Genomic DNA, 15,659 nt, shown 5'->3' on the forward strand with positions numbered 1-15,659 from the left:
ATTTCAGTAGCTTTATTGTATTTAAACACAATAATAGATTTGTTTACACAACTGTAAATACAATTATGGCCATTGATGACAATATCCGGACCTTGGCCAAGGAAATAGGCTTTGACAGAGTTTCAAAGGAAGAAATCACCGATATTCACCCCCACACAACTTATTCTGATGGAACTCAGAGCATTATTGAGTCTATTGATGAGGCCTTCCAGAATAATGTCTGGGAGAAAGGAACGATCGAACACGGCAACCCCATTGACGAGGACATAGGTTATGTGCCGAAATTTCTTTCATGGGCTGCTTTTGAGAGAGATCTGGATTTTGGAGCGGGCGAGGATAAAGAAGATTACACTTCTCCCGAGATATTTCCTATAAAGTACGAGAACCTCGTGGACGTCGTAAATGATTTTGAAGACGCAACTATGCTGAACGATGCAGATCCCGAAAAAATCGAAGAAGATATACTGACTTTAAACCGCATAAGCCAAACAGGTAAGGCCTCATTAGCAGATCTTCTGAACTACAGTCTTGTTGTTCCGCACGGTATCGAAATAGACTACAATCCTGCAATCGAACTATCTGAAAGAGAATACGACGCAGTAGAAAACTACGAAGACCACATAGAACAATTTCTCAGAGAATCAGAATCATCTAACTGCGGCATAAACTACGTTTTAGCCAGCACACACCACGTGAACACTCCCTTCGAACCAAAATACGTTAAGAAAGATGGATTATTTGAAGAAATGGATTTGGAGGAACGTAAAAAGGCCCTGGAATTCTACAGAAAGAAAGAGATCTACAAAATTCTTTCGCTTGCTGATAGATTGAAGGCAATGAAAGTTCCAGAGATCTCAGGAGAACTAATGAACAATAGAGAACTGCAGGAACTTGAGGAGTTTATCTACGGGCAGAGCTCAGTTATTCAAGAGTCTGCTCCAGACATAACCGATAAAGATATGGCAGAAATTGTAGATCCTGAAACCCCAATAGAGAAGCCAGGAGTAATAGTCATAGGATCTCATCCAACCCTGATCGAAAGAAACGAGAACCTGCTGGATGTATTCCGGGAGGAACAAGGCCTTGGAACAGTTTCCGAGATAAAAGACGAATATGAGAACTTTATCTACGGCGAGGCCCAGGATCTCGTTGACTCAGAAGTTGACAAAGAAGAAATTCTTGACTTAATGACTGAAGAAGATATAGAAGCCATTTACCCAGCAGAAGCCCTTGAAAACTATTACAGGCCAGTTGTGGAGGCCTCAGAGGACTCTGATAACTTTTTGTTTGAGATTAACGGCAAAGGAGTAGAGAGGCAGTTCCCTTCTGTATTCTGGTCGATGATCGATGAGAATGCTTTTGGCTCAGATGCTCACAGGCCCGAAGAGCAGCCATCAAGAAGCAGAGAGTATTCAAAGAATTCCAGCCACGATAGAGATACAAAGCTGTTAGCGGAGAAATGGATTGAGATGCTTGAGAAAGCTAGATAATATTGTCACTGAGCTTGGAACCTGAGCCCTCCACGCCGAGGCCCTCCATATTCTTCTCGCTGCATTCATCGAACATGTTCAGCATGTCCAGAAATAGATCTGCGAACTGCTGGCCTTCTTCCGTCAGAGAAAGTATTTTTTTCCTTCCCTGCTTCTCGCTCTCAACCAGGCCTTCCTCTTCAAGCTGTGAGATTATCTTCACTGCGTGTGCATAAGTTGTGTCGATTCTGCGGGAGATTATGCTGCCGTAAATCTCGCTGTGAGCTCTTCTGATTGTTACCAGTGTCATTACCGGCTTTTCGTTGAGGAAAAGTTTCTTGACGTCGGAGCTCATTTTTTCTACTCTCTGGCTTGGATCAGGTCAAGAGCAGTAGCATCTTCATTCAGTTCCTGGGTCTCTTCCTGGTGCTTCCGTGAAGTACCCAGCGAAATGGAAAACACGTTTTCAGCTCCTCTCTTCTTCAGAGTTGAGGCGCCGTTGAGCATGGAAACACCGCTTAAGACGATATTGTCAACAAGTATAACATTTTTTCCTTCCAGATCCTGAAGAACCTCTAGAGATCCTTCAAGATTAACTACCTTGGCCTTTTCCTTTTCTATTTCATGATTTTGACTTACAGTTTCAGTTCTCCTGATAACCTGTTCAACAGGAATACCAACGTCTCCTGCTACATCCAGCACAAGACTCATCATATGCGTATTAAGAGTGCCCTCAGCATGAGCAGGATACAGCGTGATCATATCCCAGTCAAGACCATCTTCAGAAAACAACTTCCTGAAAACAGCACCTAGATCCTCTCTAAACCTTTTTTCAATCTCCTTATCGCCATAGGTATAGAACCATACCTGCTTCCGGGAGAAATCATCCTCTCCATGAGAATCCCTGTCATAATAATCCAGGGCCACTAGTGGCACATTTTCTTCGTAATATCTGGACTTTAGCATCCTAAATTTTGGCTTAGTCATGTCAATAGTTTCTTAACGACTCTATTTAACTAAAGCTATCCTCTAATGTACTAATATACTCCAGTACAATATTTAGACACATGCAACTTCAAGCTAGCGCTATTTTTCATAACTAGAATTTTTTAAGGTCTGAGGCCCAGTAGCCATCATCTACCGATACCACAAAAGAGGGCGTTTCAAGACAGTAAATTCTATCAAATAAGTTTTCTAGCATTCCGTAGGCCGTCGATGAGATAAAAGGCGCTGCAAGAGTTAACTGTGAAGAACCGTTTTTGATGCAGGAACCTGCAGCCGCTGCCGATCTCATACCAGAAGAAACCCCATCATTCAGAACCAGGATATTTTCTCCTTTTACCTGCGGCATTCCCTCATAACCTGCCTGCCGGGCCTTTTCAACTATCTCTTTTCTCGTGCACTCTGCCTGATCGCTAATATACTCTGGAGAAATCATAAACTCTCTCACCATTGCATCATTCAACCACAGAGTACCATCCTGACAGACAGCACCGTAAGTAGGCCCATTCAGTCCTTTAGACAGCTCTGTACAGAAAAGAGGAGAAATCCCCAGATTCAGCTTGTCAGCTACTTTTTCAGCTACCGGAAGGCCTGTAAAAGAATTAACTATCACTCTGTCAAAATCAGGGTTCTTGGCCTCCAGATAATTTACCATCATTTCCGCTGCATGATCTCGGTCTCGAAACATATCTGAAAGGTTGCCGTCGACAACTTAAGCCGAATTTTATTGAATTTTAACTGCATTAAGTAGCTCAGATCAGAACATATCTGAACCGACACAACCGTCCGGAAACATACACTGTTCTGTAGGTCTCATTTAAAATCCTCGGTCAGATACTAAAAATACAGAAACAGGAACCAGATACAAGTTTTAGCTTACAGCATCCTGTTTATTCTCTTAACTAGCTATAAGACTTGAACAGCGATTTCTTACAATCTACAATAATAATGGTTTAATTAAAGGATCAACCATTGGTCTAATACCCAAAAGACTAAGAAAACCATTTAATATTGTAAATAATGTAAAAATCAGATAGAAAAATGCTTACGGAGGGGATTAACATGGATGGAAACTCCAAAATGTTTGAAGTCGAACTCATGGCCTTGAAAGAGGAAAAACTGGAAATAAGAAACAGCCAGCTAAAGGCCTTAACAGCAATTTAGCTGTTAATCTTCTTTTTTATCATCAAGAGCTCCCAGGAGTTCGCTTCCACGGCCTTCTGGTATCCTGGATGAAATTAAATTATCCATGTAGAAGCAGCAGCCGATAACCCTGCCATCAAACTCTATTGCAACATATCCTTTCTCATCAAGCTCTCTTTCAATCATCTGGCCGTTAAGCAAATCGCGAAACTCCTCTTCACTAACAGCAACCTTATTCTTGCTTATTTCATCCTGCAACAGCTGTAAAAGATAGGTTGTAGGCTTTAAACCAATATCCATTACTCTAACGGCCCGAATACCCTTAGTCTCAGTTTCATAACCCGATTCTTCTTCAGAACAGAGCCATATATCACCAGAAATTTCTTTCAGCTGTAGGCCTTCAAGATCTTCTTGATTTACGCCAAATCTTTCCTCCATGTACTCTATGGCACTCTCAGTGTTTTCTGAATTTGGCAACGAAGATCACCCCCGAATTAACGTGATGCGGATAAACTCTGACTGTTTTGCTCATTTCGGACCCGTAATCTTTTTCCTGAAACTCTTCTACTCCTCTAACATGTTCGATATCCGTTTCAATACTTTCAAGCTCCAGTTCGGTCTCCTCAACTGCTCTCTTAACTACAGCTTCATTTTCAAGAGGGCTTATAGTGCATGTGGAGTAAACTACTGTTCCTTCTTCTTTAACCATCTGTGAGGCCTTTTCCAGTATGTGAAACTGCAGGTTCGATAGATCCTCAGAGTCTCCCTCATCTATGGCAGTAAATGTTTCGTAGAATCTGTCACCTTCACCGCTGCAGGGTGCATCAACCAGTATCCTGTCGAACTCTTCTCCAGGCAGTCTTCGGGCATCGTAATTTGTGGCCTCAACAATGGCAGACCCTGTTCTGTAGACATTTGCATGAAGGCTCTTCATTCTCTGACCTGATTCATCATTCGCTACTACAAGGCCTTTGTTATCCATTTCTGCTGCTATCTGAGTGGTTTTTCCTCCTGGCGCAGCGCACATGTCGAGTATTTTTTCTCCTGGCCCTGGGTCGAGCACTGTTACAGGGAGGGCTGCTGATTCTTCCTGTACGTAGTATTCTCCCATCCAGTGGAGAACTGATTTTCCAGGAGACTCTGTGTCCAGTCTGTAGATTCCTTCAGCCCAGTCAACCTCTTCAAAATCGAATCTTTCAGCCAGTTTTTCCTCAAAATCCTCTCTGGCCTTTAGAGGGTTTTTTCTGACAGCATTCACGGGATGCTTATCTCTTTCCGCCTCGAAGGCCTCCCAGTCATCTATGATAGGTTTGTACTTTTCCATGTAGAGCTGTTGGTTGCGAAGTTTTTTAGAATAGTTTACAGCCTCTCAGATAGATTTACTGTATAATCTGCTGAGAGCCATGCTTTGGTTGCGAAACCAGCTATTCTGAATATTTCACAGGGAAGTTTTCAAATTCTTGTTCGTTGACTGTCGAACAATAGAAGAAGTTTTTTAACTTGAGGGCTGTTCAAGTCTGTATTATGAAACGTAAACTAGTATTCGCAGCGTTTTTAATGATTTTATTTGGTTCTGTAGCATACTCTGCTACGGATTACACCGAGGATTTTAAAATACAGCTTGAGTCCACTGAACAGCTGGGTGATTATGAATTGCGGTTTTTCACATCCGAGGCACAGAATGGTTCTGCAACGCTGCAGTATGTAGACATTGAAGGAGATCAGAGCGTTATCAAGGGCCATTTGCGCGGCGAAGAGCTACGTAATTCTGTTGGGGAGAGGGTTGAAGTCGATGAGAATTTTTCCTTCACAGTAAAGGATGTCAATTTCGTGGAGGAGTACGTTGAGCTTGAGGTAACGACTTCTCGAGACGCTTTTGCCTCCTCAGAACTCAGTTCAGATCTTCCTCAGAGAATACTTATATCGCAGGACGGTACAGAAACAGTCTCGGTACAGCTGGAGAACACCGGTGTAGTGAACCAGACATTCAATCTCAGCAGCAAGGCCTCTCCCGGTATATCCACCAGGTTCAGCTACCAGGGCTTCAACGTTTCAAACATCTTTGTTCCGTCGGGAGAGGAAAAAACTATCAACACTAGGATCGAGGCAGCTGAGGAAACTGATATAGGCCTTCAAAATCTTACTATTGTGGCGGATAGCGGTCAGACTAGGGCAGATGAAAGACTTCTGTTGTCAATAATTGAGAGGCAGGAAAGTGAGGAAGAGATCTCACGTATGAGTCTTAATCTGGCAGAGCAGTACAAGAGAACAAGTCCAGGAGAGGAACTTACTGTACCTGTCACAGTTAGAAACAGTGGCCGCACTACACTAGATAATGTGAACATAACTGTGGAAGGTCCTGAAGGCTGGGAGTCAGAGATAAGGCCTAGTGAAATCAGCAGCATGGAGAGATTTCGCAGTTCGCGCGTTACAGTCACTATAAATCCGCCAGCTAATGTAGAATCCGGAGACTACTTTGTTGATGTCAGCGCCTCCTCCGATCAGGTTGGCGTAGAGGAGCCAGAAAGATTAAGAGTTAACATATCTGAGAAAAGCGGGCTACGCTACGTTGGGGTTGGTCTGATGGCCTTCAGCCTCCTAGCTCTTGTACTAGTTTACAGGAGATTTGGCAGGAGGTGAGAAATCTTGATACTTGAACTTGATGAAGTCAGGAAAAGCTACGGAGAACATGAGGTGCTGAAAGGAGTCAACCTGGAAGTAGAGAAGGGAGAAATATACGGCTTGCTCGGACCCAACGGCGCAGGAAAGACCACTCTCTTCCAAACAGTTATGGGCCTACTGAAGCCTGATAGCGGAAGTATTAAAGTGAAGGACAGGCCTCACGACCAGGGAAAAGAGATCAAGAGAATGATCGGATACTTGCCTTCAGATATCAGCTTCTACGATGACATGTCTGCAAGAGCGAACTTGGAGTATTTCGCAAATCTCGCTGATAGAGATCCTGACATCGACGAGCTACTTGAGCTAGTAGATCTTACTGGCGACCAGGATAGAAAAGTAGGCGAGTTCTCTACAGGTATGAAGAAAAGACTGGGGATTGCACAGGCCCTTCTGAAAGATCCAGAACTGGCTATATTTGATGAACCAACTACAGGCCTCGATCCAGAAGGAAAAAACAGGTTCAGAAAACACGTTGAAAAGATTAATAGAGAGAAAGATACGACAGTCATTATTTCCTCGCATATAACAGGTGAAATCTCTCCTCTATGCGATAGATTTGGCATACTGAATGAGGGCGTTATCAAGGCTTCGGGTACGAAGGACGAACTGAGCAGAAAAGCAGGCACCAGTCTTGAGATAGAACTGGAGGCCAAGAACCCTGATAAAGCAGAGAAAGTTGTCAAAAGCCTTGTAGATAGTTACAGCAGAGATGAAGACGTATTTGAAATTTATTCAGATAGAGATAGATCCAGTATTCTTAAGCACCTCGTAGATAACGGTGTTAAGGTCAAAAGCTTCGAGTTAAAGGAGTCTACGCTCGAATCAACATACCTTGAACTAACGGAGGCAGACCGATAAAATGGGATCTATGTGGGATATCGGAAGGAAAGAACTAGAGGATAGCTTCTCCAGTCGAAGATTTATAGCAGTTATAGGCCTTTTCGTGATCCTATCTCTGGCCTCGGTCTACATGGGTGTGCAGAACTATCAGCAACAGGTAGATAACTTCGGCGGTGGCGGAATCTACGGTAGCGCACCCGAGCTCCCTACGCTTATCGATATATTCACGCCGCTTTTCAACTTCAACATGCCACTGACGGCAGGGATTCTCGGCCTGTTGCTTAGCTATGACTATATTTCACGTGAAAGAGAAGAAGGAACCATAGAACTACTTTTATCGTATCCACTGTACCGAGATGAGATAATTAATGGAAAACTAGTCTCCGGAATATTCACAGTGGCCTTATCGCTACTGGCAGCATTTACAATTTCATCAGGCCTTGCAATCTATATGACAGGGCTTGTACCAGGCATAGAAGCAGTTTCACGGTTATCAATGATCTGGCTGGGAACAGTAGTATACATCACGTTCTTCCTCGGCCTTGGAACGCTACTGTCAACCCTCTTCAGTTCTCGTTGGCGTTCGCTTGCTACAGGAATCTTCCTGCTACTATTTTTCATCGGCACGCCGTTTATCACCGGTATAGCAGCCGACCACATCTACGAATATAATCCAGGCCAGCAACCGGCACCAGGAAATCCTGGTATTGCCAGCGGTAGAGCAGTTAGTGGGGGAACAGCTGTAGAAAGAGGTATAGCAGTTGACCGACCTTCAATCGATGATGGAAACTCAGGGCCAAGCAGAGAGGAGATAGAGGCGAAGAAAGAACGTTTCGTATCAACAGTATCTCGAGTATCTCCTTCGGCAAGTTATCAGAACTACGTCAACACCATGATAGGAGAGCAAAATGAGGAAGGCCTTGAACCGACTTTCAGCGAAAGCCTATCCTCGTCCTTTGGCTACATAATATACCTGATAAGCCAGACTTCACTAGTGCTCACAGCAGCCTACGGAGTATTCCTTCGACAGGATCTCTAGAAATCCGTGAACTTTTTCTGCCCGGACTCCTCTTTCCCAAAGGCCTTTCTCAGGTCTTTCTCAAGTTCAGGGCCTTTGCTTCTGTCGTAGAGGGTTGCTGCGGGATGGTATACCGGCATTATCTTCTGGCCTTCACGTGTGAATACTCTGCCGTGGATCTTGCTGATTCCTTTTGAGGTGTCCAGCATGTGTTTTGATGCAAAGTTTCCAAGTGTTACGATCATGTCCGGTGCAACATTCTCTATCTCCTGTTCAAGCAGCGGTGCCCAGGCCTCTATCTCATCGCTTCTCGGATCTCTGTTGTCTGGAGGTCTTATTTTCACAAGGTTTGTAATGTAGATTTCTTCTCTTTCCACATCGATATCGTGCAGTATGTCGTTCATTCTTTCTCCTGCTCTGCCGACGAATGGCTCTCCTTCCTCTACTTCGTTGGCGCCAGGGGCCTCTCCTATCATCATTACTTTTGCATCTTCAGGGCCTACTGCGGGCACGAATCTTTTTTCGTTCCAGTAGTTGGGGTGCAGGGTTTCGAAGAAATCCGAGTATTTCTCTCTGAATTCGTCGCTCATATCTAGCTTTGAGAGGTTAAGCTATTTTTATTTTGCAGGGCCTGGAATGATTTGAGTTATAAGTTTCGCAGGGCAAACATTGGATATGTCAGTTGTTGTATATGCTCTCGGCGGATTCGTACTTTTACTGGTCCTGATGACCGTTTATTACTACAACAGGATTGTCAAACTGGAGAACCGTGTGGACAATGCGTGGGCCCAGATTGATGTCCAGTTGAAGAAGAGAGCAGATCTTGTTCCAAACCTTGTAGAGACCGTTGAAGGCTACATGGAGCACGAAAGAGATGTAATGGACAAAGTTTCCGAGTCCAGAGAAAAAATGATGAACGCACAGAGTCCGGCGGAAGAAGCAGAGGCAGGGAATGAGATGGGACAGGCCCTGAAAAGTCTCTTCGCAGTTGCAGAGGATTATCCGGATCTGAAGGCCTCTCAGAACTTTAGAGAGCTACAGGAAGAACTTGCAAGAATCGAAAATAAGATTGCATACGCCAGGCAGCATTACAATGACTCGATTATGACTTTCAACAACGCAATCGAAACTTTCCCAGCAGTAGTATTTGCAAACATGTTTGGAAAGGCCGAGAAAGATCAGCTTGAGATTGAAACTGCTGACAAAGAGATTCCTGAAGTAGACTTCAGCGGAGACGAAAAATAAAGGCCTGATCGCTATGATGCTGGAAGATCAGATCGCCTGGAACCGCAGAAAAAGTTACTTGCTTCTTTTTATAGTTCCAGTTATTCTTCTGGCCCTGATTTTTGTATCAGGAAGTATTTTTGTGCCGCGGGCCTCACCGTTCCTGATACTGGCTGCAGGTTCCGGTATCTCAGTTTTGTACGTGCTTTTTTCGTATTTCAAGAGCGATGAAATGATTTTATCGGTTGTAGGAGCCGAACCAGCTGACAGAGAGAAACACGACCAGCTCTATGACTTGATGGAGGGCCTGACTATTTCCTCAGGGATGGAGATGCCGGAGCTGTATGTTCAGGATAAACCCGGCATCAATGCTTTTGCCACCGGCCGCAAGCCCGAGGATGGAAAAGTATGTGTGACTGCCGGCGCACTTGAGAAGCTTGATCAGGACGAGCTGGAAGGTGTTCTGGCCCACGAACTGGCCCACATTCAGAACTACGACATACTGTTTATGACTGTTGCTGTTGCCTTGATCGGTGTAATCAGTATTTTAAGCGAGCTGCTTCTTCACAGCATGTACTTTGGTGGAGACGATAACTCTCCACCATGGCTTGTGGTCGCAGGTTTTGCACTGGCCATACTGGCCCCTATCTCCGCGAGAATGGTACAGCTGGCTATGAGCCGTAAAAGAGAATACCTTGCTGATGCATCTGGAGCGCAGATGACACGTTATCCTGAAGGCCTTGCATCAGCTCTGGAGAAAATACAGAATGAAAACTCATCTATGAAGGTTAACAAGGCAGTCAGCCATCTTTACTTCTCCAATCCTCTCGGCAACAAAAAGAACTTTTTCTCGACTCACCCTCCGCTAGAGCAGAGGATTGAAAGATTGCGGAACATGTAGAAACGAACTTAGTCAAGCCATTCTTCAGCCCAGGCCTCAATCTCCTCAAATACCGGACAAAGAGATTTTCCAGCCTCCGTCAGCGAGTAGTAAGATGCAACAGGATTACCATCCTCCACTCTTTTCTCTACAAGGCCTTCTTCACGAAGATTCTCCAGTACACGTGAAAGAGTTCTTGAGGAGGCCTCTGTCGATCTTTTCAGTTCATTGAATCTTTTTTCTCCATTCTGGAGGTCGTTCAGTATTATCAGTTTCCATTTGGAGCCTATCATGTCGAAGGATTCTATGATTGAGCATGGGCCTTTCTTCTGTTTCTGCATGGTGTAGTTACATCTGTGTACCTTGGCTCTTTTTAATGGTTCGTTTTCAAACCAGATAACATTATGACATCGCAGGAACTGAATGAGTTAAGGAGTGAAGCTGAAGAAAATCGGGGACCAGGCCACGAAATTGAGCCTCTGCTATATCAGAGGTGGAGCCCTAGAAGTATAGGAACCGATATGACCGAGGAAGATCTTGAAGCTCTTTTCGAGGCTGCTAGATGGGCGCCTTCAAGCTACAATAATCAGAGCTGGAGGTTTATCTACGCAACACACGAGGACAGTGAGTTTGAAGATTTCGTAGATCTTATGGGAGATTTCAACACAGAATGGGCTGGCAAAGCTTTTGCACTGGTTGTAATTGCTTCAAAAACAACTTTTGACCACAACGGAGAAGAATCAATAACTCATTCGTTCGATACCGGTGCCGCATGGCAAAATCTCGCTCTCGAAGCCACGAGAAGAGGCCTAGTAGCTCACGGCATGCAGGGGTTCGATTATTCTAAGGCCCGAGAAAAACTTTCAATACCAGAAGAATTTGATGTAGAGGCCATGATCGCCATAGGATCAAAAGAAGACGAGGAAGACGTTGATGAAGATGCACAGGTAGAGCCGAACGGAAGAAAATCCCTTGATGAAATAAGATCAAAAGGAAGTTTTGACTTCTGAAAAAAGGTGATAGAAATATGAAACCAGAAGTCTGGGGCCTACATCATTTCACAGCAATCGCCGGAGACCCGACTGAAAATGCCAAGTTCTACGTTAATACTCTAGGCCTGAGAATGGTCAAGAAGACTGTAAATCACGATGCCCCGGAAATGTATCATCTTTTCTACGGAGATAGAGAAGGTTCTCCCGGCACAAGCGTGACATTTTTCCCCGGTATGGCAGAGCAGAAAGGGAAGGCAGGCGCAGGAATGATCACAGAGCTAGGCCTCAGAATACCGGAGAACTCAGTTAGTTACTGGAAAGAAAGACTGGAAGACGAAAAAGTAGATTTCGAGGAGAAGAACTGGCATGGAAAGGAAACACTGAGTTTTGAGGATCCTGACGGCCTCTCACTCAGACTTGTTCCTGAAGATAATGAGGAGTACAAGACCTGGGAAGACAGCACAGTACCTGAAAAAAACCAGATTCAGGGCATGTATCACGTAACTGTACAGGCCCATGATTCAGAGGATCTGGAGAAAGTTCTTGATATCATGAATCTTGAGAAGGAAGAAGAGTTTGAGAACAAGTTCTTCAGGGCTGAAGACGGTTCTGGTGTAGAAATAATCGAGTCAGCGGAGCATGGAAGAATGGGCCGTGGAAGCGTGCACCACACGGCCTTCAAAGCTGCCGAGTCAGAGGAAGAGCTTGAAAACTGGCGGGATCAGCTTATCAGAATAGGATTAAGGCCTTCACCTGTTATCAGCAGGAAATACTTTTCCTCCATTTACTGTCGTATGCCTACAGGAGTTCTATTCGAGTTTTCAACGATGGGACCAGGCTATACTGCAGATGAATCAGTTGAAGAACTAGGCTCTAACTTTGTACTGCCGGAAGAACTTCAGGATAGAAGAGAGCAGATTCTCGAAAACCTTCCTGAGTTCAGAGAGGAGGAGATCAACCAGTGAGCCAGAGGATCCACGAGGATCAGCCTGTTCAATCTGCAGGATTAAATCTTGAGGAAGCGGAACGTGCAGTAATTATGCTGCATGGAAGAGGGGCTTCAGCAGGAGGCATGATCCGGATGTCGGAAAAACTGCCGGAAGCTGCTTATCTTGCACCGCAGGCCTCAAAGAGAACATGGTATCCACGAAGTTTTCTGGAGCCAAGAGAGAAAAACCAGCCACATCTTGACTCCGCGTTAAATACTGTAGATCACCTTGTGGAAAAGGCCTCTGAAGAAGTTGGAACGGAGAACGTTGTTCTTCTAGGTTTCTCCCAGGGAGCCTGTCTTGCCTCCGAGTACGCAGCTTCCAACCCGGAAAAGTACGGAGGCATAATACTGTTCAGCGGAGGCCTTATCGGCGAGGAAGTCGGAGAGTTCTCAGGAGACATGGAGAGTACTCGAGTATTCATCGGGTGCGCTGACAACGATCCTCATATCCCTCTGGAAAGGGTTGAGAAAACAGAAGAAATCTTCAACTCTCTGAATGCTGACGTCGAGAAATACATTATGCAGGGCTCGCATCACGGTATTGTGGATCACGAAATCGAGAAGGCCTCCGAAATCATCAAGTGAAAAAGAGCTTCTGTATTTAAGTTCTCGGCAACCATCTAAACTATGATAGCAGGCCATTTCCTCCTTGCCTTCACACTGGCAGGTGCTATAGCAGTAGCACTGGGCTATGAGAAAGACAAGGCCCTGTATCTAGCAGTTTTCGCCGGTGGCTTCTCCATTATACCAGATGTCGACATGATCTACGGGATAAAAGGAGTAGTTCTCGCGCTTGAATCAGGGCCCGGAGGATTTCCCGGCACTTTCTGGACAGTTTCAAACCGAGTGCACAGAGGCCTCAGCCACAGCCTTGTAACAGGTCTTGCAGCCTCTATAGGTTTCACAGCTTACTTTATACGAAATAAAATATCTGTGGCATCAGCTGTGACAGGCCTTCTTGTAGCCACTGCCTTTGTCTTCGAGGACTTTGTCGGAGCAGTTGTCATGCTAGCATTCTCTGTCATAGGCCTTGCACTGGCGGAAAAAGCCCAGGGAAAAATGAGTAGCAAAGAGTTTTTCTCAATAGCCAGCCTAGGCCTTCTCTCACATCCTTTCGGAGATTTCTTTACAGGAACTCCACCAGAGCTGTTCTTCCCTCTGACAAACGCAGTTAAAGAGTCGAGAATTGTCCTAAATCAGGATCCAGTGCTTAACTTGCTCTCAATCTTCGGCCTTGAACTCTCTCTAGGGCTTTCAGCATTGATACTTGGACTTTACCTGAAAGAAATACCTGTAAAAGAGAAAATCTCTCCTCTAGTAGCTCTGGGAGGCCTTTACGGTTTTGCCTTCTATCTGATTCCTGCCCCCACGCTGGCAGCGTCGTATTCTTTCGTATTCTCCATCCTGGGGTACGGAGTTGTTGTACCTGCGTACCACTTCAAGAGCATGAAGAAAGATATTGAGGACTTACTTACAGTAGGCCTGAACTATGTTTTAACTATCGCAGTGGCGCTGGCCACATATATATTGATCTACGTAGTGGCCTAGAAAGATTTCTCTACATCCATTAGTTTAATTTTAATACCTCCTCTATTTCCATCATATGACAATTGACTGGGTAAACTTGGATGACGATGAGGATGTTCTCTGGCAGGGCCAGCCCCGCATAAAAAGCATTCTACCGGCCGTAATCATGGGGATTCCTTTCATACCGGTGCTCGGGCTTGGATTTCTGATAATGGCCGGTGCCTATTACAGCGTGAAAAACACTTACTTCGTGGTAACGGATCAAGGCCTTTACAGGAAGTCAGGTGTTCTTTCAAGAAATGTTCAGAAGATAGGATTTGACAAAGTTCAGAACATCAGTTTCTCTCAGGGAATTTTCGGCAGCTACTTCGATTATGGAAATATTGAGATTTCTACGGCCGGTGGCCAGGGAGTTGAAATGCGGTTTAACAGCATTCAGCAGCCAAGAGAGGTTGAGGAAATAGTTAACAGCCGTTTGAAGCAGGAGAAAAAAGTTGAATACTCTGAAGGTGATAAAAATCTTGAATTACAGGAGCTCAGAGAAATCAGAAAACTCCTGGAAAGCATAGATAGCAAGATGGAATAAGAAGCAGGGCCTGATACATCAGGAATAGATCTTTAACCTGTTCTGAACATAGTGAATCTATGAACATCAGTATCGACAAAACAGAGAAAGATCCTGTCGAAAACAGAAAAACAGAACTTGTGGAGAGAAAAGGCCTGGGCCACCCGGACAGCATCAGCGATGGAATAGCGGAGAAAGTTTCCCGCGAGCTTTCCAGAGAGTACAGGGAGAGATTCGGCCATATCCTCCACCACAACACCGATGAAGTACAGCTGGTGGCAGGAGAATCAAATCCAGAGTTCGGGGGCGCGGATTCCCCGGAGGAATCTGCTCAGAGCACCAATCTCTCAGAGAACGGTGCAGGTGGAGAAGTAATTGAACCAATATACATTCTTCTGACAGGCCGAGCGACAAGAGAATTTGAAGGAGAGGAAATACCTGTAGACAGAATCGCTCTAGAAGCGGCAAAAGAATACATCAACGAAAACTTCAAGGCCCTCGGCACATCACAAGTAGAAATTGAATCAAGGATTGGAGAAACCTCAACAGATCTTGCCGCAGTGTACGAAAGAGAGGAAAGATTCTCTAATGACACCAGCTTTGGAGTAGGCCATGCACCGCTCTCATCAGCCGAAAAAACCGTTAAACAGGTAGAGAAAAAGGTTAGAGGCCTGGAAAGATGTGGAGAAGACGTCAAAGTTATGGGCCTCCGACAGCAAGACAAAATAACAATCACAGTTGCAGCCCCAGCCATCTCATCAAGAACAGAATCAATGGAAGAATACAGAGAACACCTGGAAGATGTAGAAAAAGTAGCTGAACAAGTTGCCGAAGAAAACGGCCTCGAACCAGAAGTACATGTAAACACAGCCGACGATCTCGAAAAAGAGGAGATCTACTTGACAGTTACAGGTACCTCGGCCGAAATGGGCGACGATGGGTCAGTAGGCAGAGGAAACAGAGTAAATGGCCTGATAACACCTCACAGATCCATGAGCATGGAGGCCGCATCTGGCAAAAACCCTGTCACACACGTAGGAAAAATCTACAACCTTCTGTCAAGGGAAATAGCAAAAGAAATTCACGGAAAAACCGGCCACTACGCACAGGTAAAACTCCTCTCACAGATAGGAGGCCCAATAAAAGACCCGCAACTGGTAGAAGTAGAGTCATCAGCTGAAGAAAAAGACATAGAACAGATAGTGTCAAGAAAGCTAGAGGAAATAGACTCAATCACTGAAAAATGTGTTAAAGGAGATATCAGCACATTCTAGTGCTTTATAGCGGCCAGGTGATTCTGCAACCATTTTAATCCTCAGCGACATC

The 15,659-nt window shown here is 44.8% G+C and carries 20 protein-coding genes; 13 read left to right on the forward strand and 7 right to left on the reverse strand.

Annotated elements, in window-relative coordinates; genetic code table 11:
• The first annotated feature begins 65 nt into the window (after positions 1-65).
• Positions 66-1,490 (forward strand): PHP domain-containing protein, encoded by a 1,425-nt coding sequence (locus tag HBNXNv_RS03720; RefSeq protein ID WP_347720341.1) that lies wholly within the window; start codon positions 66-68, stop codon positions 1,488-1,490.
• Here HBNXNv_RS03720 and HBNXNv_RS03725 read toward each other — a convergent pair.
• From HBNXNv_RS03725 to HBNXNv_RS03735, 3 genes are all read right to left on the reverse strand, one after another.
• On the reverse strand, positions 1,483-1,824 hold the full coding sequence (locus HBNXNv_RS03725; protein ID WP_347720342.1) for a DUF6293 family protein: 342 nt from the start codon (positions 1,822-1,824) through the stop codon (positions 1,483-1,485). The genes HBNXNv_RS03720 and HBNXNv_RS03725 overlap by 8 nt on opposite strands.
• Before the next feature lie 5 nt (positions 1,825-1,829).
• A complete protein-coding gene (locus tag HBNXNv_RS03730; protein WP_347720343.1) occupies positions 1,830-2,456 on the reverse strand; it encodes a phosphoribosyltransferase family protein in 627 nt (208 codons plus the stop codon).
• Positions 2,457-2,568: 112 nt separating this feature from the next.
• Positions 2,569-3,159, reverse strand: a complete 591-nt coding sequence (locus HBNXNv_RS03735) for a hypothetical protein (RefSeq protein WP_347720344.1) — start codon at positions 3,157-3,159, stop codon at positions 2,569-2,571.
• Between the two features lie 353 nt (positions 3,160-3,512).
• On the opposite strand from HBNXNv_RS03735, the gene HBNXNv_RS03740 reads away from it, so the two are divergent.
• A complete protein-coding gene (locus tag HBNXNv_RS03740; RefSeq protein ID WP_347720345.1) occupies positions 3,513-3,635 on the forward strand; it encodes a hypothetical protein in 123 nt (40 codons plus the stop codon).
• Positions 3,636-3,638: 3 nt separating this feature from the next.
• Here HBNXNv_RS03740 and HBNXNv_RS03745 read toward each other — a convergent pair whose 3' ends face one another.
• The gene (locus HBNXNv_RS03745; protein WP_347720346.1) at positions 3,639-4,091 is read right to left on the reverse strand and encodes a hypothetical protein; all 453 of its coding nucleotides are present in this window, start codon (positions 4,089-4,091) and stop codon (positions 3,639-3,641) included.
• Positions 4,069-4,938, reverse strand: a complete 870-nt coding sequence (locus HBNXNv_RS03750) for an RsmB/NOP family class I SAM-dependent RNA methyltransferase (protein WP_347720347.1) — start codon at positions 4,936-4,938, stop codon at positions 4,069-4,071. Before HBNXNv_RS03750 ends, HBNXNv_RS03745 begins: the two co-directional genes overlap by 23 nt.
• A gap of 200 nt (positions 4,939-5,138) precedes the next feature.
• Here HBNXNv_RS03750 and HBNXNv_RS03755 point away from each other — a divergent pair, with 200 nt between their 5' ends.
• Genes HBNXNv_RS03755 through HBNXNv_RS03765 form a run of 3 tightly spaced genes read left to right on the forward strand, consistent with a single transcriptional unit; the run spans position 5,139 to position 8,175 of the window.
• Entirely contained in the window at positions 5,139-6,254 is a 1,116-nt protein-coding gene (locus HBNXNv_RS03755; RefSeq protein WP_347720348.1) for a COG1470 family protein, read from the forward strand.
• Positions 6,255-6,260: 6 nt separating this feature from the next.
• Entirely contained in the window at positions 6,261-7,154 is an 894-nt protein-coding gene (locus HBNXNv_RS03760; protein WP_347720349.1) for an ABC transporter ATP-binding protein, read from the forward strand.
• A 1-nt stretch (position 7,155) separates the two neighbouring features.
• Positions 7,156-8,175 carry an ABC transporter permease gene (locus HBNXNv_RS03765; protein ID WP_347720350.1) on the forward strand — a complete coding sequence of 340 codons (1,020 nt, stop codon included), beginning with the start codon at positions 7,156-7,158 and terminating at the stop codon, positions 8,173-8,175.
• Here HBNXNv_RS03765 and HBNXNv_RS03770 read toward each other — a convergent pair.
• On the reverse strand, positions 8,172-8,744 hold the full coding sequence (locus HBNXNv_RS03770; RefSeq protein ID WP_347720351.1) for a uracil-DNA glycosylase: 573 nt from the start codon (positions 8,742-8,744) through the stop codon (positions 8,172-8,174). The genes HBNXNv_RS03765 and HBNXNv_RS03770 overlap by 4 nt on opposite strands.
• A gap of 85 nt (positions 8,745-8,829) precedes the next feature.
• On the opposite strand from HBNXNv_RS03770, the gene HBNXNv_RS03775 reads away from it, so the two are divergent.
• Both HBNXNv_RS03775 and HBNXNv_RS03780 read left to right on the forward strand, forming a co-directional pair.
• A complete protein-coding gene (locus HBNXNv_RS03775) occupies positions 8,830-9,399 on the forward strand; it encodes a LemA family protein (RefSeq protein WP_347720352.1) in 570 nt (189 codons plus the stop codon).
• A gap of 13 nt (positions 9,400-9,412) precedes the next feature.
• A complete protein-coding gene (locus HBNXNv_RS03780) occupies positions 9,413-10,279 on the forward strand; it encodes a M48 family metallopeptidase (RefSeq protein WP_347720353.1) in 867 nt (288 codons plus the stop codon).
• An 8-nt stretch (positions 10,280-10,287) separates the two neighbouring features.
• On the opposite strand, the gene HBNXNv_RS03785 is transcribed toward HBNXNv_RS03780, so the two are convergent.
• Positions 10,288-10,599 carry a winged helix-turn-helix transcriptional regulator gene (locus tag HBNXNv_RS03785; RefSeq protein ID WP_347720354.1) on the reverse strand — a complete coding sequence of 104 codons (312 nt, stop codon included), beginning with the start codon at positions 10,597-10,599 and terminating at the stop codon, positions 10,288-10,290.
• Positions 10,600-10,662: 63 nt separating this feature from the next.
• On the opposite strand from HBNXNv_RS03785, the gene HBNXNv_RS03790 reads away from it, so the two are divergent.
• The 6 genes from HBNXNv_RS03790 to HBNXNv_RS03815 are packed head-to-tail and all read left to right on the forward strand — an operon-like array spanning position 10,663 to position 15,607.
• Positions 10,663-11,268 (forward strand): nitroreductase family protein, encoded by a 606-nt coding sequence (locus HBNXNv_RS03790; protein ID WP_347720355.1) that lies wholly within the window; start codon positions 10,663-10,665, stop codon positions 11,266-11,268.
• Between the two features lie 17 nt (positions 11,269-11,285).
• Positions 11,286-12,215, forward strand: coding sequence for a VOC family protein (locus HBNXNv_RS03795; RefSeq protein WP_347720356.1), 930 nt, complete (start codon positions 11,286-11,288; stop codon positions 12,213-12,215).
• The gene (locus tag HBNXNv_RS03800) at positions 12,212-12,826 is read left to right on the forward strand and encodes an alpha/beta hydrolase (RefSeq protein ID WP_347720357.1); all 615 of its coding nucleotides are present in this window, start codon (positions 12,212-12,214) and stop codon (positions 12,824-12,826) included. Before HBNXNv_RS03795 ends, HBNXNv_RS03800 begins: the two co-directional genes overlap by 4 nt.
• 42 nt (positions 12,827-12,868) lie before the next feature.
• Positions 12,869-13,789, forward strand: a complete 921-nt coding sequence (locus HBNXNv_RS03805; RefSeq protein ID WP_347720358.1) for a metal-dependent hydrolase — start codon at positions 12,869-12,871, stop codon at positions 13,787-13,789.
• Between the two features lie 55 nt (positions 13,790-13,844).
• The gene (locus HBNXNv_RS03810; RefSeq protein ID WP_347720359.1) at positions 13,845-14,354 is read left to right on the forward strand and encodes a PH domain-containing protein; all 510 of its coding nucleotides are present in this window, start codon (positions 13,845-13,847) and stop codon (positions 14,352-14,354) included.
• 59 nt (positions 14,355-14,413) lie between these two features.
• Positions 14,414-15,607: a methionine adenosyltransferase gene (locus HBNXNv_RS03815; RefSeq protein WP_347720360.1), complete on the forward strand. Its 1,194-nt coding sequence runs from the start codon at positions 14,414-14,416 to the stop codon at positions 15,605-15,607.
• Positions 15,608-15,659 lie beyond the last annotated feature (52 nt).

Origin of the sequence: Candidatus Nanohalovita haloferacivicina, from assembly GCF_029232205.1 — an archaeon.
Taxonomy (GTDB): Archaea; Nanohalarchaeota; Nanosalinia; order Nanosalinales; family Nanosalinaceae; genus Nanohalovita; species Nanohalovita haloferacivicina.